20 protein-coding genes and 1 pseudogene are annotated in these 21,415 nt (G+C 71.5%); 10 read left to right on the top strand and 11 right to left on the bottom strand.

What is annotated here, in order from left to right:
• Positions 1 to 64: 64 nt before the first annotated feature.
• Entirely contained in the window at positions 65 to 679 is a 615-nt protein-coding gene (locus ACH4PY_RS01915; protein WP_398174769.1) for a hypothetical protein, read from the top strand.
• A gap of 102 nt (positions 680 to 781) precedes the next feature.
• Here the strand turns inward: ACH4PY_RS01915 and ACH4PY_RS01920 are convergent, their stop codons facing one another.
• Complete coding sequence (locus ACH4PY_RS01920; RefSeq protein WP_398174772.1) at positions 782 to 1,015, bottom strand: hypothetical protein; 234 nt, start codon at positions 1,013 to 1,015, stop codon at positions 782 to 784.
• 26 nt (positions 1,016 to 1,041) lie between these two features.
• On the opposite strand from ACH4PY_RS01920, the gene ACH4PY_RS01925 reads away from it, so the two are divergent.
• Both ACH4PY_RS01925 and ACH4PY_RS01930 read left to right on the top strand, forming a co-directional pair.
• Complete coding sequence (locus ACH4PY_RS01925; protein ID WP_398174775.1) at positions 1,042 to 2,382, top strand: hypothetical protein; 1,341 nt, start codon at positions 1,042 to 1,044, stop codon at positions 2,380 to 2,382.
• Positions 2,383 to 2,581: 199 nt separating this feature from the next.
• Positions 2,582 to 2,776, top strand: a pseudogene (locus ACH4PY_RS01930) (pyridine nucleotide-disulfide oxidoreductase); the annotation flags it as partial.
• On the opposite strand, the gene ACH4PY_RS01935 reads toward ACH4PY_RS01930, so the two are convergent.
• From ACH4PY_RS01935 to ACH4PY_RS01945, 3 genes are all read right to left on the bottom strand, one after another.
• On the bottom strand, positions 2,767 to 4,254 hold the full coding sequence (locus ACH4PY_RS01935) for an LCP family protein (RefSeq protein WP_398174778.1): 1,488 nt from the start codon (positions 4,252 to 4,254) through the stop codon (positions 2,767 to 2,769). The pseudogene ACH4PY_RS01930 and the gene ACH4PY_RS01935 overlap by 10 nt on opposite strands.
• A 245-nt stretch (positions 4,255 to 4,499) precedes the next feature.
• On the bottom strand, positions 4,500 to 4,886 hold the full coding sequence (locus ACH4PY_RS01940; protein WP_398174781.1) for an anti-sigma factor antagonist: 387 nt from the start codon (positions 4,884 to 4,886) through the stop codon (positions 4,500 to 4,502).
• A 168-nt stretch (positions 4,887 to 5,054) separates the two neighbouring features.
• Positions 5,055 to 5,921: a helix-turn-helix domain-containing protein gene (locus ACH4PY_RS01945; protein WP_398174784.1), complete on the bottom strand. Its 867-nt coding sequence runs from the start codon at positions 5,919 to 5,921 to the stop codon at positions 5,055 to 5,057.
• 181 nt (positions 5,922 to 6,102) lie between these two features.
• On the opposite strand from ACH4PY_RS01945, the gene ACH4PY_RS01950 reads away from it, so the two are divergent.
• Positions 6,103 to 6,591, top strand: coding sequence for an ATP-binding protein (locus ACH4PY_RS01950; protein ID WP_398174787.1), 489 nt, complete (start codon positions 6,103 to 6,105; stop codon positions 6,589 to 6,591).
• Between the two features lie 11 nt (positions 6,592 to 6,602).
• Here ACH4PY_RS01950 and ACH4PY_RS01955 read toward each other — a convergent pair whose 3' ends face one another.
• A complete protein-coding gene (locus ACH4PY_RS01955; protein ID WP_031522044.1) occupies positions 6,603 to 6,845 on the bottom strand; it encodes a DUF397 domain-containing protein in 243 nt (80 codons plus the stop codon).
• A gap of 234 nt (positions 6,846 to 7,079) precedes the next feature.
• Between ACH4PY_RS01955 and metG the strand changes: the two genes are divergently transcribed.
• On the top strand, positions 7,080 to 8,804 hold the full coding sequence (gene metG, locus ACH4PY_RS01960; RefSeq protein ID WP_398174791.1) for a methionine--tRNA ligase: 1,725 nt from the start codon (positions 7,080 to 7,082) through the stop codon (positions 8,802 to 8,804).
• A 26-nt stretch (positions 8,805 to 8,830) separates the two neighbouring features.
• Here the strand turns inward: metG and ACH4PY_RS01965 are convergent, their stop codons facing one another.
• The 3 genes from ACH4PY_RS01965 to aspS all read right to left on the bottom strand — a co-directional run bounded on the left by ACH4PY_RS01965 (position 8,831) and on the right by aspS (position 12,165).
• Positions 8,831 to 9,604 (bottom strand): hypothetical protein, encoded by a 774-nt coding sequence (locus ACH4PY_RS01965; protein ID WP_398174794.1) that lies wholly within the window; start codon positions 9,602 to 9,604, stop codon positions 8,831 to 8,833.
• The gene (locus ACH4PY_RS01970) at positions 9,601 to 10,110 is read right to left on the bottom strand and encodes a SigE family RNA polymerase sigma factor (RefSeq protein WP_398174797.1); all 510 of its coding nucleotides are present in this window, start codon (positions 10,108 to 10,110) and stop codon (positions 9,601 to 9,603) included. Before ACH4PY_RS01970 ends, ACH4PY_RS01965 begins: the two co-directional genes overlap by 4 nt.
• A 300-nt stretch (positions 10,111 to 10,410) precedes the next feature.
• On the bottom strand, positions 10,411 to 12,165 hold the full coding sequence (gene aspS, locus ACH4PY_RS01975) for an aspartate--tRNA ligase (protein ID WP_398174800.1): 1,755 nt from the start codon (positions 12,163 to 12,165) through the stop codon (positions 10,411 to 10,413).
• A 170-nt stretch (positions 12,166 to 12,335) separates the two neighbouring features.
• On the opposite strand from aspS, the gene ACH4PY_RS01980 reads away from it, so the two are divergent.
• The 4 genes from ACH4PY_RS01980 to ACH4PY_RS01995 all read left to right on the top strand — a co-directional run bounded on the left by ACH4PY_RS01980 (position 12,336) and on the right by ACH4PY_RS01995 (position 17,397).
• Positions 12,336 to 14,393 (top strand): SpoIIE family protein phosphatase, encoded by a 2,058-nt coding sequence (locus ACH4PY_RS01980; protein ID WP_398174803.1) that lies wholly within the window; start codon positions 12,336 to 12,338, stop codon positions 14,391 to 14,393.
• Between the two features lie 121 nt (positions 14,394 to 14,514).
• The gene (locus ACH4PY_RS01985) at positions 14,515 to 14,772 is read left to right on the top strand and encodes a hypothetical protein (protein WP_031522061.1); all 258 of its coding nucleotides are present in this window, start codon (positions 14,515 to 14,517) and stop codon (positions 14,770 to 14,772) included.
• 118 nt (positions 14,773 to 14,890) lie between these two features.
• Positions 14,891 to 15,742 (top strand): hypothetical protein, encoded by an 852-nt coding sequence (locus ACH4PY_RS01990; RefSeq protein WP_398174807.1) that lies wholly within the window; start codon positions 14,891 to 14,893, stop codon positions 15,740 to 15,742.
• A 281-nt stretch (positions 15,743 to 16,023) separates the two neighbouring features.
• On the top strand, positions 16,024 to 17,397 hold the full coding sequence (locus tag ACH4PY_RS01995) for a hypothetical protein (protein ID WP_398174810.1): 1,374 nt from the start codon (positions 16,024 to 16,026) through the stop codon (positions 17,395 to 17,397).
• A gap of 147 nt (positions 17,398 to 17,544) precedes the next feature.
• Here ACH4PY_RS01995 and ACH4PY_RS02000 read toward each other — a convergent pair whose 3' ends face one another.
• From ACH4PY_RS02000 to ACH4PY_RS02010, 3 genes are all read right to left on the bottom strand, one after another.
• Positions 17,545 to 18,129, bottom strand: coding sequence for a hypothetical protein (locus ACH4PY_RS02000; protein WP_398174813.1), 585 nt, complete (start codon positions 18,127 to 18,129; stop codon positions 17,545 to 17,547).
• A gap of 84 nt (positions 18,130 to 18,213) precedes the next feature.
• The gene (locus tag ACH4PY_RS02005) at positions 18,214 to 19,668 is read right to left on the bottom strand and encodes a PE-PGRS family protein (protein WP_398174816.1); all 1,455 of its coding nucleotides are present in this window, start codon (positions 19,666 to 19,668) and stop codon (positions 18,214 to 18,216) included.
• Between the two features lie 137 nt (positions 19,669 to 19,805).
• Positions 19,806 to 20,207: an ATP-binding protein gene (locus ACH4PY_RS02010; RefSeq protein WP_398174819.1), complete on the bottom strand. Its 402-nt coding sequence runs from the start codon at positions 20,205 to 20,207 to the stop codon at positions 19,806 to 19,808.
• A gap of 246 nt (positions 20,208 to 20,453) precedes the next feature.
• On the opposite strand from ACH4PY_RS02010, the gene ACH4PY_RS02015 reads away from it, so the two are divergent.
• Positions 20,454 to 21,305 carry a helix-turn-helix domain-containing protein gene (locus ACH4PY_RS02015; protein ID WP_398174823.1) on the top strand — a complete coding sequence of 284 codons (852 nt, stop codon included), beginning with the start codon at positions 20,454 to 20,456 and terminating at the stop codon, positions 21,303 to 21,305.
• Positions 21,306 to 21,415: the final 110 nt, after the last annotated feature.

The following is a 21,415-nucleotide window of genomic DNA, read 5'->3' on the forward strand; positions in this document are numbered from 1 at the left end:
ATGGGCTGCCGCCGCGCGCGTGCGGGGCGGCTCCCCCTGCCCTCCGCTCCCGAGGAGACCGGCCATGACCTGGACCCCCACCACCGCACTGCGGGCCGGCGCCTCGGTCGCCGTCCTCGCCTCGGGAGCGCTGCTGCTCGCCGCGTGCTCCTCCGGCGGGGGCTCGGGCTCGTCCTCCGACGCGAAGTCCTCCACCGGGACGTCGGCGTCCGCCACCGCGTCGGGGGCCGCGGACATGGCCGCGTACCGCGACTGCCTCGCGAAGAACGGCGTCCAGCTCCCCAGCTTCTCCCCCGGCGCCCGCCCCTCCGGCCGCCCGAGCGGCATGCCCTCCGGCCGCCCCACCGACGGCAAGGGCTTCCGCGGCGGCTTCCCCGGCTTCGGCGGCGCGTCCGCCGACCCCAAGACCCAGAAGGCCATGCAGGCCTGCGAGTCCCTGCGCCCCCAGTTCAACCGCGGCAACGGCGGCGGCGCCGACTCCAGCGCGTTCGCCGCCTTCACGAGCTGCCTGAAGGACCACGGCGTCACCCTCCCCACCTCCACCGCCTCCCCCAACGCCTCCGGCCGCCGCGGCGGCGGCATGTTCAACGCCCTCAACACCTCCGACCCCAAAATCGCCAAGGCCTACGAAACCTGCAAGGCCCTCCTCCCCTCCCGCCCCACCCCCTCAGCAACCTGACCCCGCCCCCGCGCCCGTAAGACGTCTGCCCCCTCCGCCGGAACGGAGGGGGCAGACGTCTTCAGGTCACCACGCACCATGGCCCAGCCGGACGAACGCGCCCTACGCCGGACCGCAGTCGGGGCCGTCGTCCGTGCACAAGGCCCAGACCATCTTCCCGACGCCCTCCCGATCGCTCACCCCCCACCGCCCACCGGTGATCGCGTCCACCAGCGCCAGCCCGCGCCCCGACTCCTCCTCGCCGGACACGTCCCGCTGCTCGGACTTTGACTCGTCGGCGTCGTGCACCTCGATGCGCACCCCTCGCCCCAACCGCTCGAACTGCGTACGGATCACATGTCAGCCGCGTGGGGAGCGAGCCCATGAGCGACCATCAGCCGAACGAGGGTCTGATGCGGCTGTACCGCGAGACCGGCTGGACGCTGCGCCAACTGGCCCAGGAAGTGAACAAGGTCGGTACCGAACGGGGGACGCCGACCCGTTACCAGCCGCCATCGGTTCATCAGTGGCTGGACGGGCACCTGCCCAAGGAGAGCGCGCGTCCGCTTGTTCTCGAAGCTGTCGCACGGCGGTTGGGCAGGCCCGTCACCCCGGCCGAGGCCGGATTTCCGCCGTTGACGGGCCGGGAGAGCGGTGGCGAAGCTGGCATGGTGGAAGACCTCGTCAGCATGGGGAGGGAAGACATGGACCCGTCCCGCCGGAAGGTTCTCGCCGCGAGTCTTTACGCCGCCGCGCTGCCCGTACCCGCATACGCGGAGCTGGTGGGTCGGACGAAGGCCGGTGCCGCTGGGCGAACCGCCAGGATCGGGGCGGGGGAGGTGGGCACCGTCCGCACGATGACCGAGCGCATCGCGGACATCCTCGACGAGCTGGGGGGCGGGCACGCCAGGCCCATGGCCGCGGCCTTCCTCGTCAACACCGTCGGGCCGTATCTGCACGCGCAGGCTTCGGACGAGGTGCGGAAGGACCTGCTGTCGGCGGTGTCCGACCTGGTCTACCTCACCGGGTGGATGGCGATGTACGAGCGGGCGCACGGGCTGGGGCAGCGGTACTACCTGCACGCGCTGAAGCTGGCCGCCGCCGGGGAGGACCACGTCACGTACTGCCGGACGCTGCGCGGCATGGCCCTCCAGGCGGCCAACCTCAAGCACGCCGGGAAGGCCCTGTCGCTGGCGGACGCCGCCGCCGAGGCCGCGCCCAAGGCCGGGCCGCGTCTGCACGCCTTCCTCGCGGGGCAGCAGGCGCAGGGCGCCGCACTCGTCGGGGACAAGCGGCTCGCGTTCACCCGGCTCGCCGAGACGGAGGCGGCCCTCGCGAAGGCGGACGACCGCCGGGACGCGATCGGCGGCTACGACCGGGCCGCGTACCTCTTCCACGTCTCCGGCGTCCGCTACGCCCTCGGTGACGTCCACGGCTCGATCACGTCCCTGCAGGAGTCCAACCGCGTCCGCCCGCCGGTGGAGAAGCAGGGCCGCGCCCACGCCAACGGCCTGCTCGCCCAGCGACAGCTGGAGGTCGGGCACCTCGAAGCCGCCTGCGCGACGTGGCAGGCGTTCCTCGACGACTACGAGCACCTGTCCTCGTCCCGCGCCGACGAGCACTTCGCCACCCTGCGGACGTCCCTCCGCCCCCACCTCACCCACCCCGGCGCCCGGCAGGTGCACGAGCGCGCGCGGCATGTGGCCCGGCTGAAGGCGGCCTGAACGGCGGGTTCGCCGCAGGGGCGGGCGGTCGCCCGGTGGCTCGTCGGGTCGGGGCGACTGATCACCACCCGGGATCTGCTCGCTCGGCTTCCGCCGACGGCGCACGCGCCGGTGCTGGAATAGCGGTATGGCGGAGAGTGCGGATCTGGTCATCGTCGGGGGCGGGCCCGCCGGGTGTGCGGCGGCGGGTGCGGGCCGACCACCGGGTGACCTCGTGCCGGACGCGGCCGGCTACTGCCCGCCGGGGCGGCAGCACCCCCGCGTCCTCACCGCGGGGGACCTGCGCTCCGCCCGCTTCCAGCGCATCATCGCCGCCACCGGCTCCGGCGGCGAGGCGGCCCTGCGGGCGTACTACGGCCTACGCGACGTGCCGAAGGGGCGGCCTCAGCCGTAGGAGAGCTTGCTGCACGGGTCCGCGTCGGCCGAGCGGGCGGACTTGCTGATGCTCGTCGGGAGGGGGGTGGGGGTCGAGGAGGCGGGGGTCTTCGCGGCGACGGCGGCGTAGTCGGAGCCGAGGACGACGTTGATGCCGCTGGTGTTCAGGGGGACGAGCTGGGCGCCGGGGAAGAGCTTGGCGACGGTCTTGGCCTGGGCCTCGTCCGCGGTGCCGTACTCGATGCGGGTGACGGCGTGGTCGCGGGACTTGGCGTTGGTGGTGTCGAGGACCGTGAAGCCGTGGGCCTTCAGCAGGTCGCCGCCCTTGCCGGCCAGGCCCGTGGTGAGGGTGCCGTTGTAGACGGAGACGTCGATGCCGGTGCCGTCGACCGTGGCGCTGGGGGACGGGGTGGCGGAGGCGCTGGGGGTGGTCTTGCCGGAGGCGTTGACACCGTCGAGGGTCTGGTCGGCGCGCAGGGTGGCGAAGAGGTCGTCGACGTCGGGGTGGACCAGGTCGATACGGGCGCCCGCGTACTTCCAGGGGGCGGTGATGAACTGGATGTTGTTCAGGTCGATGCCCTTGAGGGACAGCCCGAAGGAGACCAGCTTGGCGGCGTTGCCGATGCCCGGGTCGACGGTGAGGGACTTGGTCGCGGCGTTGGCGAGCGGCAGCAGCGTCGTGGGGTTCATGCCCTGGCCCTTGATCTTCTTGATCAGGGCGGAGAGGAAGGCCTGCTGCCGCAGCATGCGGCCGACGTCGGAGTTGTCGCCGACACCGTGCCGGACACGGACGTAGTCCAGGGCGTCCTGGCCGGAGAGGTTCTGCATGCCGGCCTTGAGGACGACCTTGCCCTTGTGGCCGAGGTTGGGGTTGAGGTCCCCCTGGTAGATGTTGTTCGGGACGCAGACCTCGACGCCGTGGACGGCGGAGGTCATGGACGCGAAACCGGCGAAGTCGACGACCATCGTGTGGTCGACCCGCATCCCGGACAGCTTCTCGATGGTGTTCTGGGTGCACGCGGGGTTGCCCTTGGCGGTGCTGCCCATGGAGAACGCGGAGTTGAACATCGCGGACGGCTGGTCCTTGGACCACTTGCCGTCGGGGAGCAGACAGGGCGGTATCTCGACGAGCGAGTCGCGGGGTATGGATATGCCGACCGCGTGTTTGTGGTCGGGGTAGACGTGCAGCAGGATCGTCGTGTCGGAACGGCCTATGTCGCCGGACGCGGAGCCGCCGAGTTTGCCGTTCTCACCGGAGCGGGTGTCGGAGCCTATGAGCAGGACGTTGACGGCCTTGTCGCCGTTGGCGTCCGCTTTCGTCTCGGCGGGACGGTCCTTGCTGATGCCCGCGGAGTCGAAGGTGTCGATGTTCGCGTTGAGTTTGAGATAGATCGCACCCGCGCCGCCGACGAGCAGCACCACGAACGACACCACTATCGCGATGATCCAGCGTTTGCGGCTGTGCTTGCGCTCCCGCTTCCGCCCACGAACGCCCATCTGCCTTTACACCTTCGGTCCGGTGGCACCCGCACACATCACGACGAAGCCCCAACTTCTACCAGTTGATCCGGCTTGGCCGTATGACCCGGGTCACAGGCCGCCGGGGAGGGCGTCTGCCCAGCCAGACGCCCAGCCAGACACTGTACGACGTCAACATTTGGGTGACGTGTGTAAAGCGTGGAGTAACGGGGCGGGCCCGCGGCGGACTTTCGGTGGAGCCCCGGGAAACTCCCAGCGGGCCCTCAGGGGAGCAGTGCCTCGTCGAGGGTGCGGACGGGGTGGAAGACGGCGTCGAGGCCGGTGAGCGCGAGCAGCCGCAGGGTCTGCCGGTGGTGGCACACCATGGCGGTGCGGCCGCCGCGGTCGAGCACCCGGCGGTGGGCGCGGACGAGCAGGGTGAGCCCGTAGCAGTCGATGAACTCCAGCGGCCCGAGGTCGAAGACGACGAGCGGCGGGGCGGGCGCGAAGGCGGCGGCGTCCAGGTGCGGGTGCACGGAGTAGGCACTGCCGAGGTCGATCTCCCCGGCCAGTTCCACGACGGTGGCGCGCGCGAGGCGGTAGGAGCGCGCGTACGCGGTGGGCGGCGGCAGCCCCTCCTCGCCCTGTGGCGGCAGCCCCTCTTCGTTCACCCGAGTCCCCCGTCCCCCTGGCGTGACTCGCGCCACCGTAACGGGGCCGCGGCGCGGCTGGGGAGGGCGCACGGGGCGCGCGGGCCCGTTGTTCACCCGGACGGATGAACAACGGGCAAAACGACCGATTCCGGCCCCGGGCTCAACGGCTCCGGGGCCGGACCCGCCTCACAGCTCGCGCCGGAGTTCGGCGAGCCAGTCCAGCGAGTCGGCGGGGCTGAGCGCGATACGGCCCAGCGTGGTCATGGCCTTGTCGTACTCCACGACCTCGTCGTGCTTGTCGATGTAGAGCGCGCCCGTCAGCTGCTCCAGGTACACCAGGTCCGGAAGGTCGGACTCGGGGAAGCTGAGCAGCGTGAAGGCGCCGCCGCCCGCGGCGTGCCCGCCGATGGCGAAGGGCAGGACGCGCACCTCGACGTTGGGCGCGTCCGCGGCCTCCAGGATGTGCGCGACCTGGTCGCGCATGCCCTGCCGGGTGCCGAACGGGCGGCGCAGCGCGCCCTCGTCCATCACCGCGACGAAGTGCGGGGCCCGCTCGGAGACGAGCAGCTTCTGCCGCTCCAGGCGCAGTCCGACTCGCCTTTCCACCCAGGCGTCGGCCGCCTCGGGGTGACCGAGTCGGATCACCTGCCTTATGTAGTCCTCCGTCTGCAGAAGACCGTGCACGAACTGCACCTCGAAGGTGCGGATCAGCGCGGCGGACTCCTCCAGGCCTACGTACGTCTGGAACCACGTCGGCATGACTTCGCCGTAGCCGTGCCACCAGCCGGCCGCGTTCGCCTCCCTCACGAGTCCCAGCATGGCGAGCCGCTCATCCTCCTCGGTGACGCCGTACAGCGTCAGCAGATCGGCGACATCCCGCTCCTTGAAGCTGACTCTTCCCAGCTCCATGCGGCTGATCTTCGACTCCGAGGCCCTGATCGAGTACCCGGCGTCCTCCCTGGTGATCCCCCGCGACTCACGCAGCCTCCGCAGCTGCGCTCCGAGCAGCATTCGTCGCACGATGGACCCGCCTCCCGGCTGCCCTGCGCTCATAGGTCACGCTCCGCCCTTGGTTCATCAGCAGTCTGCCACTAATGGCTTGCGGGCAGTACCCGTCTCGTCACTCTCGAACGACACGTGCATCAATTCCTTGCAGATGCACGTGCAGCTGCCCTTGCATCCTCGGGTGCCGATCCATGAGCATGGTGACCGTGCAGATACCCCGGGGGCAGGTATGAACGCGGAGACCGCACCCGCGCTCTATCCGTTATGGCAAGGCGTGCTCGCGCCCGAGCGGCTTGCCGCGGGTGACGGCGCCACGTGCGAACTTCCCGCCACCCCGGAATCGGTGCGCGAGGCGCGCCGCTTCACGCGTACGACACTTCAGCGCTGGGATCTCGCCGCGCTGCTGGATTCCATGGAGCTGGTCGCCTCCGAACTGGTCACCAACGCGCTGCGCTACGCGGTGCCGCCGGACGCCCCGGGCACCCCGGTGCGGCTGAGCCTGGCCCGCTGGACGAGCCGGGTGGTCTGCGCGGTGCGCGATCCCAGCGAGGTGGCACCGGTCGCCAAAGAGGCGGATTTCGTGGCCGAGACGGGCCGCGGGCTGCACCTGGTGGACTCGTTCAGCGAGAAATGGGGATGGCACCCGCTCGGCGGTACCGGAAAAGTGGTCTGGGCGCTGTTCCTCGCCGCCCCGGCCGTTCCGCGTCTGCAGGCCTGAGGGGCGGAAGATCAGGGTCCCGGCATGAGGTGGTCGAACTCACCCGCCTTGACCCCGATGATCATCGACTCGATCTCGGCGCGGGTGTAAATCAGCGCGGGGCCGTCCGGAAAGCGCGAATTGCGTACGGCCACGTCTCCGTCGGGCAGTGCGGCGAACTCCACACACGTGCCATTGGCATTGCTGTGCCTACTCTTCTGCCAGACCACACCCGCGAGGTCATCGGCGGGCATTCCATTGTGCGTCCGGCGCATCAGCCACTCTCCAATAGTGCCGTGTGGTACAGGAGATGATAACTCGGAGCGGGCGCACGTGCATCTGCACGTGCAAGTGCACGTGCAGTCACGGCGCGTGACGCACATACCCGCTCTGACCCGAACCTGCCCGGTATGAGAAACGCGGTGGCGGTCCCCCCGCTACGGTCCGATACGATTGACGGTCCGTAGATGAATTCCTCACTCCACGCTACGAATTGGGAGCAGCCTGCAATGGCTCGTCACCTCATCACCTCAGCCCTGCCCTATATCAACGGGATCAAGCACCTGGGCAACATGGTGGGGTCCATGCTCCCCGCGGACGTCTACGCCCGGTATCTGCGCCAGCGCGGGCACGACGTCCTCTACATCTGCGCCACCGACGAGCACGGCACCCCGGCGGAGCTCGCCGCCAAGGAGGCCGGACTCCCGGTCGACGCGTTCTGCGCGCAGGCCCACGACGCCCAGAAGGCGATCTACGACGGCTTCGCGCTCTCGTTCGACTACTTCGGCCGCAGTTCCTCGCCGCAGAACGTCGAGATCACCCAGCGTTTCGCGCGCCGCCTCAACGAAAACGGCTTCATCGAGGAGCGCGCCATCCGCCAGGTCTACTCGCTGGCCGACGAGCGCTTCCTGCCCGACCGCTACATCGTCGGCACCTGCCCGTACTGCGGCTACGACAAGGCGCGCGGCGACCAGTGCGAGAACTGCACCCGCGTCCTCGACCCGACCGACCTGATCGAGCCCCGCTCGGCGATCAGCGGAAGCACCGCGCTGGAGGTCAGGGAGACCAAGCATCTCTTCCTCCTCCAGTCCAAGCTCGCCGCCGAGGTCGAGTCCTGGCTCGACGCGAACAGCGCCGACTGGCCCACCCTGTCGTCCTCGATCGCCCGCAAGTGGCTCACCGAGGGCCTGCACGACCGCGCGATCACCCGCGACCTCGACTGGGGCGTGCCCGTGCCCGCCGACACCTGGCCGGAGCTGGCCGCCGACGGCAAAGTCTTCTATGTCTGGTTCGACGCCCCGATCGAGTACATCGGTTCCACGAAGGAATGGTCCGACGCCGCCCCCGAAGGGGAGACGCGCGACTGGCAGTCCTGGTGGTACGAAGCCGCGGATGTGCGCTACACGCAGTTCATGGCCAAGGACAACGTCCCCTTCCACACGGTCATGTTCCCCGCGACCCAGATCGGAACCAGGGAACCCTGGAAGATGGTGGACTACGTCAAGTCGTTCAACTGGCTGACGTATTACGGCGGAAAGTTCTCCACCTCGCAGCGCCGCGGTGTCTTCACCGACGCGGCGCTCGACGTACTCCCCGCCGACTACTGGCGGTACTTCCTGATGGCCAACGCGCCCGAGTCCGACGACTCCTCCTTCACCTGGGAGCTGTTCACCGCGGGCGTCAACAAGGACCTCGCCGACACCCTCGGCAACTTCGTCAACCGCGTGCTGTCCTTCTCGCGCAAGCGCTTCGGCGACGAGGTCCCGGCGGGAGCGGCCGCCGGCGAGGCCGAGGCGAAGCTCGGCGAGCAGGTCGCGGCGCTGCTCGCGGAGTACGAGGGCCACCTCGACACCCTCCAGTTCCGCAAGGCGGCGCAGTCGCTGCGCGCCCTGTGGAGCGCGGGCAACTCCTACCTGGAGGAGAAGGCCCCCTGGATGGCGATCAAGACCGACCCGGACGGCGCCGCCCTCACCCTGCGCACCGCGATGAACCTCATCCGCCTCTACGCGGTCGTCTCCGAGCCCTTCATCCCCGCCTCGGCGGCCGCGATGCGGGCGGCCTTCACCCTCCCCGCCGACGACGCCCGCTGGATCACCCCGCAGGAGGCCCGCGCCCTCGACGCGGTCCCCGCCGGAACGCCCTTCACCGTCCCGCCGGTGCTCTTCGCGAAGATCACCGAGGACGACCTGGCGTCGTACGTCACCCGCTTCGGCGGCGACCCGGACGCCGTCTGACGCAGGGCGGGAGCGCCCGCCCCGCGTCAGCCGAAGACCGCCGAGTCCAGGAGGTAGCGCGCCTCCTGGACGCGGGTCTGGGAGGGGTCGGCCAGACAGGCCACCGTCCAGACGATCGTGCCGTCGGGGGCGACCATCGTGCGGGTCAGCTGACGGGTGCCGCCGACCGTACGGCACGCCTGGTACGGGGAGTCCTCCGTGAGCGGGACCTCGTAGTCGCGGGCCTTGGCCGACGGCATCTTGGACGGCTGGCGGCGGAACATCACCAGCGCCCCGTCCTTCTTCAGCGCCAGCGCCAGCGGAGTGCAGAAACCGTCCAGGGCGTGCGCGCAGCCGCCCTCCGGCAGCACCATGCGCTGCGTGCCCAGGAAGAGGCTCGCCGTCTTGGGGTCCGCGAGCGTCTGCCAGCCGTTGCCCGGGGGCATCTGCAGCACCAGACCGCCCATGCCGTCGGGCCGGTAGCCGGACGGCGGCGTGCTCAGCGGCGTACTGGGCCGCGGGGTCGCGCTCCCCACCACCGCGGGGGCCGCGTGGCCGCCGCCGTGCGGCCCCACCAGCCCGGGCACCGCCACCAGGGCCGCCGCGAGGGCCAGCACCGCGCTCCCCGTCACCACGGCCGTACGCCGGCGGCGGCGCCACCGGATCCGCTCCCGGATCCGCTCCAGCCGCTGCGCGGGCGCGGGCAACTGCGGCACCGCGCGCTCCAGCAGGGCACGCAGCTCCCGCTCCACGCCCTCCGCGCCCTCCGCGCCTTCCGCGCCTTCCGCGCCCTGCGTCCCGGTACGCTCCGGCTCACTCATCCGCGCTCACCGCCCTCCGCCAGGACCGCCGCCTCCGGCAGCAGCCCGCGCAGCGTGCGCAGCGCCTTGGACGCCTGGCTCTTGACCGTGCCCTCCGAACACCCCAGCGCCTCCGCGGTCTCGGTCACGCTCAGATCCTCGAAGTAGCGCAGCACCACGACCGCCCGCTGCCGCACCGGGAGCGCCCGCACGGCCGCGGCGAGCGCCTGCTCCAGGTCCACCCCTGCGTACGCGTCCGGCGCGGACGCCCGGTCCGGCACATCGCCGTGCGGCACCTCCCCGCGCCACCGGCGCCGCCACCAGGAGGCGTGCGTGTGCACGAGGGCCTGGCGGACGTACGCCTCGGGGTTCTCGTCGGCGATCCGCGGCCACTTCGGCCAGACCTTCGCCAGGACGGTCTGCAGCAGGTCCTCTGCGAGGTGGGCGTCGCCGGTGAGCAGCCAGGCGACACGCAGCAGCCGTTGGCCGCGTGCCGCGACGAACTGCTCGAACCCGCCCTCGCCCACGCCGCTTCCTCCCCACACCCTCCTAACGCGCCGTCCCCGCGCCCGGGTTGCCGCGCGGGGTACGCGTTTTGCGCTGCCGCGCCGGGCGAACGTTTTCAGGCCGCGCCGGGCGAGCGTTTTTGGGGGCGCGAGGAACTGCGCGGCCAGCCCCCACCGGGGCGCGGGCCGTCACCGACCCGAAGGGGCAGTACGGTCCGTACCGGACCACCGGCCGGTGGACGGCTGAGCGCGCAGTTCCCCGCGCCCCTGGTGCGTGCCCGGCGCGGCAGCGCAAACGCCCCCCGCGCGGGGCCCAGGCGCCTACTTCCGGCGGAGCTGGATGTGGAGTTCGCGGAGGCGGGTCTCCGAGACCTCCGACGGCGCCCCCATCAGAAGATCCTGCGCCTGCTGGTTCAGCGGGAAGGCGATCGTCTCGCGGATGTTCGGCTCGTCCGCGAGCAGCATGACCATGCGGTCGACGCCCGGCGCGATGCCGCCGTGCGGCGGGGCGCCGAAGTGGAACGCGCGCAGCATCCCGCCGAACTCCGCCTCGACCGTCTCGCGGTCGTACCCGGCGATCTCGAAGGCCTTGTACATGACCGCGGGCTCGTGGTTGCGGATGGCGCCGGAGGACAGCTCGATGCCGTTGCAGACGATGTCGTACTGCCAGGCGAGGATGTCGAGCGGGTCCTTGGTCTCCAGGGCCTCCAGGCCGCCCTGCGGCATGGAGAAGGGGTTGTGGGAGAACTCGATCGCGCCGGTGTCCTCGTTGCGCTCGAACATCGGGAAGTCGACGATCCAGCAGAACCGGAAGACGTCCTCCTCGAACTGGCCGACGCGCTTGGCGGCCTCGACCCGGACCGGGCCCATGATCTTGGAGACCTCGTCGAACTCGCCCGCGCCGAAGAAGACCGCGGTGCCGGGCTTGGCGCCGACCGCGTCGACGAGCGCGGTGACGTCGTCCTCGGTGAGGAACTTCGCGATGGGGCCGGTCAGCGCGTTGTCCTCGCCGACGCGGACCCAGGCCAGGCCCTGCGCGCCGAGCGAGACGGCGTACTCGCCGAGCTGGTCGAAGAACTTGCGGGGCTGGTCGGCGGTGTCCGGCACGGCCAGGGCGCGGACGTGCTTGCCGGCGAAGGCCTTGAAGCCGGAGCCGGCGAAGACGTGGGAGACGTCGACGAGTTCGAGGGAGGTGCGCAGGTCCGGCTTGTCGTTGCCGTACTTGAGCATGGACTCGCGGAACGGGATGCGCGGGAAGGGCGAGGTGACGCGGCGGCCGCCGCCGAGCTCGGTGAAGAGGTCGGTCATGACCTTCTCGATGACGCCGAAGACGTCCTCCTGCTCGACGAAGCTCATCTCGACGTCGAGCTGGTAGAACTCGCCGGGCGAGCGGTCGGCGCGCGAGTCCTCGTCGCGGAAGCAGGGCGCGATCTGGAAGTAGCGGTCGAAGCCGGAGATCATCAGCAGCTGCTTGAACTGCTGCGGGGCCTGCGGCAGGGCGTAGAACTTGCCGGCGTGCACGCGCGAGGGCACCAGGAAGTCGCGCGCGCCCTCGGGGGAGGTGGCGGACAGGATCGGGGTGGCCATCTCGTTGAAGCCGAGGGCGGTCATCTCGCGGCGCAGGAAGGAGATGACCTGGGTGCGCAGCATGATGTTGCGGTGCATGCGCTGGCGGCGCAGGTCGAGGAAGCGGTTGGTGAGCCGCATCTCCTCGTTGGCGCTGTCCTCGGGGAAGACGGGGAAGGGCAGCTGGTCGGCGGCGCCGAGCACCTCCAGGGAGGCGACCTCGACCTCGACCTCGCCGGTGGGCAGCTCCGGGTTGACGTTCTCCGCCGAGCGGGCGACGACGCGGCCGTCCACGCGCAGCACGGACTCCTTGGACTGGCTGCTCAGCGCCTCGTAGGCGGGCGAGCCGGGGCGGGCGACCAGCTGGGTGAAGCCGTAGTGGTCGCGCAGGTCGACGAAGAGGATGCCGCCCAGGTCACGGCGATTGTGCAGCCAGCCGGACAGGCGGACGTCGGTGTCGACGTCGGTGGCGCGCAGCTCTCCGCAGGTGTGTGACCGGTACCGGTGCATCGTGGGTTCGTCCAAGTCGTCAGGTCGTCGCGATGGTGGGGGAACCCCCACAGCCTACCGGCGGCGGGTGGCGCTCCTCATCCCCGTATCCCCCCTCCGGGCGGCCCCGCGGCCGGGCCGCAGAAGGGGCACACTCGCCCATGCCATCGCATTCCTCTTAAAATAGGCCAATGCACACCGAGGACGTGCTCGCGGCCGTGGGGTCGGGGGTGTGGCAGTGGGAAGAGGCGACCGAGCAGATCGCGGTGGACGCGCGGGCCGCGCACCTGCTCGGGCTGCAGGACGGCGCCGGGTCGTACCGTACGGCCGCGGTCCGCGCCTGCCTGCACGCCGCGGACTACGTGTCGGTGTCCGCCGAGGTGGAGCTGGCCGCGGCCGAGGGCACGGTCGCGGAGCAGCTGGTGCGGGTCGTCGGGCCGGACGGGGCGGTGCGGCGCACGCTGCGGGCCCGGATCGCGCCGCGTCCGCCGGGGCAGATCAGCGGCACGCTGCACGAGGTGCCGGTCGGCGGCAGCCGGTCGGGCCGCCCGCCGCGGGACTGGCGGCGGGCCCGGGAGGCCTTCCTGCTGGACGCCGGGCGGGCGCTCGCCGAGGCGGACTCCACCGAGGAGGTCATGCGGGTCGCGGCGACCTTGTCCATGCCGGGCTTCTCGCCGGACGGCCACGCGGTCTTCGGCGTGGACAGCGACCGCCTCCAGGTCATCGGCCACCACGGGCAGGAGGTCATCGACCCGAGCATCCTGGACATGCCGCTGTCCGCGGACTACCCGGCCGCGGTCGTCGCCCGCACCGGCCAGGCGGTCTACCTGCCGACGCCCCGGTCGTACGCCGAGCGCTTCCCCGCCACCTGGCCGCTGGTGCGGCCGTACGGGCGCGTGTCGTGGTCCTACCTGCCGCTGACCGTGGCCGGGACGACGATCGGGGCGTGGATGGCGGCCTTCCGCGAGCCGGTGGAGTTCACGCCCGACGAGCGCGCGGTGCTCACCACGGTCGCCCGGATGCTGGGCCAGGCGCTGGCCCGCGCGGGCCAGCACGAGTCGGAGCGGGCGCTGAGCGACGGCCTCCAGCGCACGATGCTGCCCACCCGCAAGCCCGACGTCACCGGAATGGCGGTGGCCGCCCGCTACGTCCCCACCGGGGGCGGCCTCCAGGTCGGCGGCGACTGGTACGACATGATCGACCTGCCCTCGGGGCGTACCGCGATCGTCATCGGCGACGTCCAGGGCCACGACGTGCGGGCCGCGGGCATCATGGGCCAGCTGCGGATCGCGCTGCGCGCCTACGCGGCCGAGGGGCACGGGCCGGACGCCGTCCTCAGCCGCACCTCGCGCTTCCTCGCCGGGCTCGGCCGCACCTCCGCCGACGCGCGCTTCGCGACCTGCCTGTACGCCGAGGTGGACCACCTCACCGGCACCCTGGAGATGGTGCGCGCCGGGCACCCCGAGCCCGCGGTACGGCTCGGCGACGGCACCACGATCGTGCGCCGCACGGCGGTGGGCCTGCCGCTGGGCATCGAGCCCGACGCGGACTACCCGACCACCCGGATGGTCCTGGAGCCCGGCGAGGTGCTGCTGCTGTGCACCGACGGCCTGATCGAGACCGGCGGCCACGACCTGGACACCGGCTGGCAGCGGCTGTCGCGGGCCCTGACCGCCGGTCCCGCGGGCGATCTGGAGGTCCTCGCCGACTCCCTGGTGGACGCCGTGCACGGCCCGGCCTCGCACCAGACGACCGGCCCGCTCACCGACCGCCGCGAGGACGACATCGCGCTGGTGCTGCTGCGCCGCGACCCCGAGGGCCCCACCTGCGCGGTCCCGGTGCGCCGCACGGTGCTGACGGTGCCGCAGGACGACCCGGGCCGGATCCGCTCGGCGCGCGCCGACATCCGCGCGCTGCTGCACGACTGGTCCTCGCCCGACCAGGTGGAGTCCGCGGTGCTGCTGGTCTCGGAGGCCGTCACCAACGTCCTGGTCCACACCGACGGTGACGCCGTGCTGCTCGCCCAGGTCACGGGCATGCCCGGCACCCGCCGTCTGCACGTCGACGTCGGCGACCGCTCCGACGAGATGCCGCACCGCCGCTCCCCCGGCGAGATGGCCTCCTCCGGCCGCGGCCTGCTGCTCATGGAGGAGCTGGCGGACGCCTGGGGCGTGGACCCGCGCGGCGACGGCAAGGCGACCTGGTTCGAGCTGTACGAGACGCTGCCGTCGGCCGCGGTCGCGGGGTGACGGGCGGACCGGTGGGCGGACCGGCGGGCGGACCGGCGGGCGAATCGCCGGGAAGGGGCTGTGCGGGCGGGTTATCGTATGGGCTGAGGGATTCCGGGCGTCGGGGGAAGGGGGAGCCGCGATGGGCTCACCGGATGCGCAGGAGTTGACCACGCGGGCCGCGCAGTTGCGGGGGCTGGCCGCCGACATCGAGGCGCTGCCCGACAAGGCGCGGACGTTCGCGACGCAGACGATGACGAAGTGGGAAGGCCCGCACGCGGACCGCACCCGGGGTGAGATGAACACCTGGCGGAACACCTGCCACACCGTCGCCGAGCACCTGCGGACGGAGGCGAACACCTGCGAGCAGGACGCCAAGGACCTCAACAAGAAGCACTAGGGCGGGCCTTGCGGACACCCGCAGCGCACCGCCCGGGCCGGCGGGCGTACGCACAGCACGGCCGGCGTACGCGCACCACGGCCGCACACCGACCGACCGCGACAGGGAGCACCTCACCATGCCGTCCTACGACAGTTCCCGTGCCCGGCTCCGGCTGGCGGACCGGCATGTGGCCGTCCTCGGCCACCTCGCGGACGGGGAGACACCGCCCGCCGAACTCGCCGAGCCGCTCGCGGAGTTGCAGCAGATCGGGCTCGTCGGCGAGGAGGGCGAGCTGTCCCCCCTGCTGAAGGACCTCGTCGTCACCTTCGCCGACCCGATGGTCATGGTCCAGGTGGAGGTGACCGGCGAGCACGGGGCCGTCAGCCACGGGATCGTCATCGGGCAGGACGCCGTCGTGGTGCACGACGGGTGGCCGGGCCAGGAGGAGTCGGAGTACGTCTCCGCCGAGCCGAGCATGCTGCTGTGGGAGCTGGCCCGGCTGGTCAACCTGCGCACCGGCGAGACCGTCGAGGCGCCCGTGGAGCGTGTCGAGACCACCATGGGCGTGCTGGACGCCGCCTTCGTCGCGCTCGGCGAGACACCGGGCGTCGAGATCGCCGAGGGCGCCGAGCTGGCCCGCAAGGCCGTCGCCGAGGCGGGCGGGCCCGCCGAGCCCGCGCTGTCGCTCTTCGCCGACCTCGTCGCGGCCCTCAACTGCACCTGGCGCGTCACCGCCGTGTGGGGCGGGCGGCAGGACGGCGAGCCCGCCACGAGCCTGCGCGCGCTGGCCGTCTGGGACTGCGGGCCGCTCGGCTACTGGGTGCGCGAGCAGCCCGAGGAGCCGATCCTTCCCGGGCAGGTCACCCCGGACAGCCCGCTGCACCTCGCGCGCGTCACCGCCGCCGAGGTGTGGGAGCGGCTGACCGATTTGCTGCCCGACAGCGAGGACCTGCTGGACGCGCCGGGCGGGTTCACCCCCGCGTCCTAGTCCTCTGAGTCGGGAGTTCAGTGTCACCGACGAGCAGGTCGCCGACCCGGAAGATGGGGGCGCCGACGGGCGGCGGCTCGGCGGTGGCGGGGGCGCCGGGTCAGGGCGCTGTCTGGCGTTCGCCAAATATGCGCAAAGGGAACGGGTGTTCGTGCGGGATCGGGCGCATTTGGGCCCGGGCGGCGAGGAGTTCGGCGTGGTTGTTTGTCAGTGCCGGTCCCTAGCCTGTGTCGCGTACGTCCTGTGAACACTCTGTGGGAAAGCCCAGTGGGGGGAACCGTATGAAACACAGCTCGAAGCGCCGTGCCCTGGCGCTCGTTGCCGCCGTCGGTGCGGCGGCGGGGCTGGCGCTCACCGGCGTCGGCCCGGCGCAGGCCGCCGACCAGCCGGTGATCGCACTCCAGCCCGTCGAGCCGCTCGCGGTGTCGCCGGCGACCCTGACCGGGGTCTCGAAGACGGCGACGTCGTACCTGTCGTTCACGACGACGGCGAACAGCCTGAGCACAGGGGCCACGCTGACGATCGACGTGGCGCAGCTCGCCCAGATCGCGGACGTGAGCTTCTCGGACAACTGCACGGTGGTCCAGTACGTCGCCAGTTGCTCGGAGTCGTTCTACTACGACGACCTGAGCGGCGTGGGGTCGATCGGCGCGTTGACGCAGATGACCGTCAGGGCGAAGGCCGACGCGCCCGCCGGGGCGTCCGCGTCCTACACGGTCAGCGGTACCGCGGACAGCGCGACGATCGTCGGCGGCCAGGGGACGGTGGAGATCGGCGGCCCGGCCTACGACGAGACCCAGCCGAAGAACCTGACGGACCTGCCGGTCGGGACGACGCTCAACGAGGCGGTGCGCTTCACCAACCGCGGCGACCGCTCGGCGGACGGCACGCAGGTGCTGCTGTGGGCCTCGCCCGGGATCGGCTTCGCCCGGCACTTCGCCAACTGCCAGTACAGCGGCGGGAACCAGCCCATGGTGGCGGAGATGGCACTGTGCACCATCCCCGGACTGGTGCTGCCGGGAGAGACGGCCGCGCTGTCGCCGGCGGTCCGGCTGAACGTCGAGTCGACGGCCTACTACACCTACATGGACGCGATGATCGCACCTGCGGGCGACACGAACGTCCAGCAGTCCGCCGCGGGACAGCAGTGGACGCAGGGCACGGGCGGCCAGCTGACGCTGAAGGTGATCACGCCGGGAACGGCGAACGACGCGCCGTCCGGCACGGTGTCACTGACCGAGCGCGGCGTGCACGGCAATTACCGGATCGCCTCCCTCCAGGCCGCGAACACCGCGGACTTCTCGGTGAGCGGGGCGAGTGCGACGGCGGCCGAGGGCGACACGGTGACGCTGCACCTCAGCATGACCAACAACGGTCCCGCCACGATCTTCTACCGCAGCGGCGACATCGTGGGTGCCGCCAACATCCAACTGCCGCCGGGCACCTCTCTCGTCAGCTCCGCCAACGGGACCCACTGCTCGGACCGCACCATCGTCTCGCCGGCCGGCGAGGTCACGGACTGCACCGTCACCGTCCACGTCGACCAGGTGATCCCGGGTGCCCAGGGCTCCATCACGATGAGTTGGGGCCAGGCAGGCCATCCGGCGTTCGACACGGACGCGTCGGACGACACGGCCCCCATCACCCTCAACTGACTCCGTCCCCCACCCCCGCAGGGCCGGAACCCACCAACGGGAGCCGGCCCTGCGGCTGTCCCCCGACCAGGACGGGGGCGTGCGTCCCGCCCGTACGCCAGGCGGTGCCGGCACCTGCGGCGTCGAGTGGACCAGGGGCTACTCGCCTCAGCCGTCGCCGGGGCTCATGAGCGCGCGGAAGGGCGCGCTCATCAGGGCCCCGCCGACGGAGAGGGACGAGGTGTCCGTCTCCTCCAGCACCAGCGCGACCGCGAGGTCGGTGGCGTCCACGCCCCCGTGCGCCTGGCCCGTGCGGCGCCGCCGCGAGCCCGCGCCGCCGACCGGCTTGCCGTCGGTCAGGGTCACCCGGTCCTCGCCGCGCCGCAGTTCGAGCCCGCCGGAGCGGCCGGTGCGGGCGTAGGTGTACTCGCGCCCGCCGAGCCGGATCCGCAGCGCCCGCGAGGAGCGGCTGACACCCAGGGAGTTGGAGCCGATCTCGGCGGTGACGCCGCCGACCGTGAGGACGGCCTTCTTGCCGAGGTGCGGTTCGCCGCCCATGCCGGTGCCGGTGACGGACGCGGGCGGCAGGTGCTCGCCGACCAGGTCGGTGCGGAAGACGTCACCGGACTGCCAGCTCGCGGGCTTGGCGTAGAAGATCCTGACAAGGCCGTACGCGCCGATCGTGCCGCTCAGGCCGTGCTGGGTGTCGTCCTCGAAGGGTTCCAGTTCGAAGCCGAAGTCGTTGTCGCTCATGCGCTTTCCGTGGTCGGGGCGGTCGTCTGACGGGACGTTCTCGGCGGGTGGGGCTCTCTCGGTCCGGGGCGGGAGCGGAGAGCCCTACCAATGGAAGGGGTTGAGTTTCTTCGCGACGTTCTTCGCCCCGCTGGCGACGCTCTTGGCGCCGCTGGCGATCTTGTGCCCGGCGTCGCTCGCCGTCTTTCCCGCCCAGTCGATCGCCTTGCCGGTGCCCTTGGTGATGTCGTCCCAGTGCTGCACGATCTTCGCACCGCCGTACACGATGCCGGTGCCGACGACGAGCCCGAAGGTGACGGGGTTGGGCGCGATCATCGCGGCGGTGAGCGAGGCGTTGAAGCCGACCTCGGCGACGTCCGCGACGTACCCGGCGCCGTTGCGCTTGAAGGCGTCGACCGGGTTGCCCTGCGAGATGACGTTGGCGGCGCTGAAGACCGTACCGGCCGCGCTGCCCGCGATGCCCAGGCCCCGCAGGGCGCCCGAGGTCTTGCTCGCCACGCTCAGGCCCTTGAGCAGCGAGGCGCTCCGGGTGGCCGCGGGGATCGCCTCGTCACCGACCCGGGCGGCGGTGAAGGCGTTCTTGCCGACGGTGAAGAGGTTGGCGTTGCCGGCCCGGGCGACGGGCAAGCCCGCGTGCGTCACCCCGCCGTAAAGCTTGGCGAGTTCGTCGGAGCCGACGACGAAATCGATGACGCCGTTGGCGGTGACCCCGGCCAGCGGGCGGCTCATGAAGCTCAGGCCGCGGAAGGAGTTGTAGGCGCTGCCCGTCCAGTCGCCGATGAAGCCGCTGGTGCCGGGTATTCGCTGCAGACCCGCGCTGATCTTGCCGGGCAGCCAGGAGCCGGGGGCGCTCAGCGAACGCAGCTTCGGCGACCACGTCTCCAGGGCCCGGCCCCACCCCTGGATCTTCGCGCTGGGGATCTTCTGGATGCCGCGGGCCGCCCAGTTCTTCCAGGTCTTGCCCCAGCCCTGTTTGAAGGAGTTGCCGAGCAGCACCTTCGTCATGGCGGTGCCCTGCACGACGACGTGCCCGGAGGCGTCCGTCACCGACTTCCAGTCCCCGTACGCCCCGAGCAGATACTGCACCGCGGGCTCGAACGGCTGGAGCCCCGGAATGCTCGTGAGGGCCGTCGCCTTGAGCCGGTCCAGCCAGTCGTTGAGCGACTCGTCCGGCTTGCGCTGGAAAGTGGACGCCTTCGGATCCTTGCTGTTCGCCACCGAGTTGGCGATGAGCAGCGCCTCGGGGCTCAGGGCGTCGCCCTTGTAGTTCTTCAGCTCGTCCGGGGAGAAGCCGGCCCACAGCAGGCCGCCCGACAGATCCCCGTTGTCCATCCGCACGTGCGCGGCCCGCTTGCGCAGATCCGGCGCGGTCTCACTGACCCACGCCACCATGGGCCGCAGCCCGGCCAGCTTGGACGTCACCCCGAGCGTCGCCGCCCGCCGGAACGCGGAGTCGGTGGCGTTCTTCAGACTCGTGGGCGCCGCCCCGTCGAGCAGCGTGGCCAGCTGCTCCAGATCCTCCGGCTTCACACTGCGCACGTGACGTTTCCCCGTTTCCCCCGAGTCGGACGCGGACCGGCGTGCACACCGGCGCACGCATGAGGCGCACTTGGTGACTCCTTGATGGTAGCCAACGCCATTTTTGACGTTCAGGGGTGTTGCGCAGGTTCCTCGCCTCAGGGCAGAGCCAGTCCCGCGACGACGGACTTCCCCCGGTACGGACGCGGCCGCACCCCCCAGGCCGCGGCGAGCGCGTCCACGAGCACGAGCCCGCGCCCCGACTCCCGCTCCACGTCCGGCGGCCGCCGCACGACGGGCCGCCCGTCCCCCGCGTCGGACACGGCCACCCAGTAGTACCCGTCCGCGGGCCACGCCACCAGCTCGACGAACTCGTCCGCGGCGGCCCCGTACCGTACGGCGTTGGTCACCAGCTCGCTGGCCAGCAGCGCGAGATCGGCCCGCACGCCGCCCGGCACGTCCTTCGGCAGCCAGCCGGTGAGCGCACACCGGGCCCGCGGAACGGACGCGGGATGAGCGGGGAACCGCCAGAGGGCGGGCACGACGGGAATCTCGGGCATGGCGAACTCCGTTGCGAGGGTGAGGACTTCGATGCGTTCGCCGGTGGCATGCCGCCCTGGTCGCGACCACACCCGCCCCAGGGCGGACGGGCATGCTCGCGCGGTGCGCTTCCGGCGTTGCTCTCCGTAGTGACGCACGCACCACATTAGGAGGGCGGGGCCCAATTTGCCAGACGTACCGTCAGATTGGCCACGAGCGAGTGCCTATGCTCGTACCAGCACCACGGCGACGGCGGAGGGAACGGCATGGTCCAGCGGACGGTCCTCACCGAACGGCAGAAACGCCTGGGCAGCGAGGTGCGTCGCATCCGCACAGCGGCAGGCATGTCCGCCGAGCACGCGGCGGGCCTGCTGGGCGTCGACCGCAGCCGCCTGTCCAACATGGAGTCCGGCGTGCGCGCGATCAGCGCGGAACGGCTGCGCACACTGGCGTGCAACTGCGACTGCACGGACGAGACCTACGTGGACGCACTCGCGGAGATGGCGGAGCCGAAGGAGGTGGGCTGGTGGGAGCGGTACCGGGGCAGCCTGCCCCAGGGCTTGCTGGACATCTCCGAGGCTGAGGCAGGAGCGGTACGGCTCCGTGGCGCCAACACCGTGCACGTTCCCGGGGTGCTCCAGACCTCGGAGAACGCGATGGCCATCTTCCGCGCGGTGGTCCCCAAGCTCCCCGAACACGAGGTCGCCCTGCGCCTGGCCCACCGCTCGGAGCGCCAGCAGGTCGTCACCGGCGATGCCGCCGTGCCGTATGTCGCGGTGATCCATGAAGCGGCGCTGCGTATGCAGTTCGGCGGCAAGAACGTGGCCCAAGGCCAACTCGAATACCTGCTCGCCGCCTCCGAACGCGACAACGTCACCGTGCTCGTCCTACCGTTCTCGCACGGATCCTTCCCGGGAGCGGGCCAAACCGTCGTCTACGCCGAGGGGCCCGTACCGCAACTCGATACCGTCCAAGTGGACAGCTCCCACGGCCCCGTCTTCCTGTACGCCGAGACGCAGCTTGCGAAATACCGGGCCCAGCTGGACCTGTTGGAAGAGTTGTCCCTTTCTCCGGAGCGGTCCCGCGACTTCATCCGCGTGATCGCGCGCGAACTCTGAGGAGACCAGACCCGATGCCCAACATCACCTGGGAAGCCCCCTTCTGCGGCGAGGGCAGCTCCTGCTTCCGCCTCGGCACCGACGCGGACGGCAACGCGTACATCGCCGTC

It is taken from the genome of Streptomyces sp. NPDC021224 (genome assembly GCF_044332905.1).
Classification (GTDB): Bacteria; Actinomycetota; Actinomycetes; order Streptomycetales; family Streptomycetaceae; genus Actinacidiphila.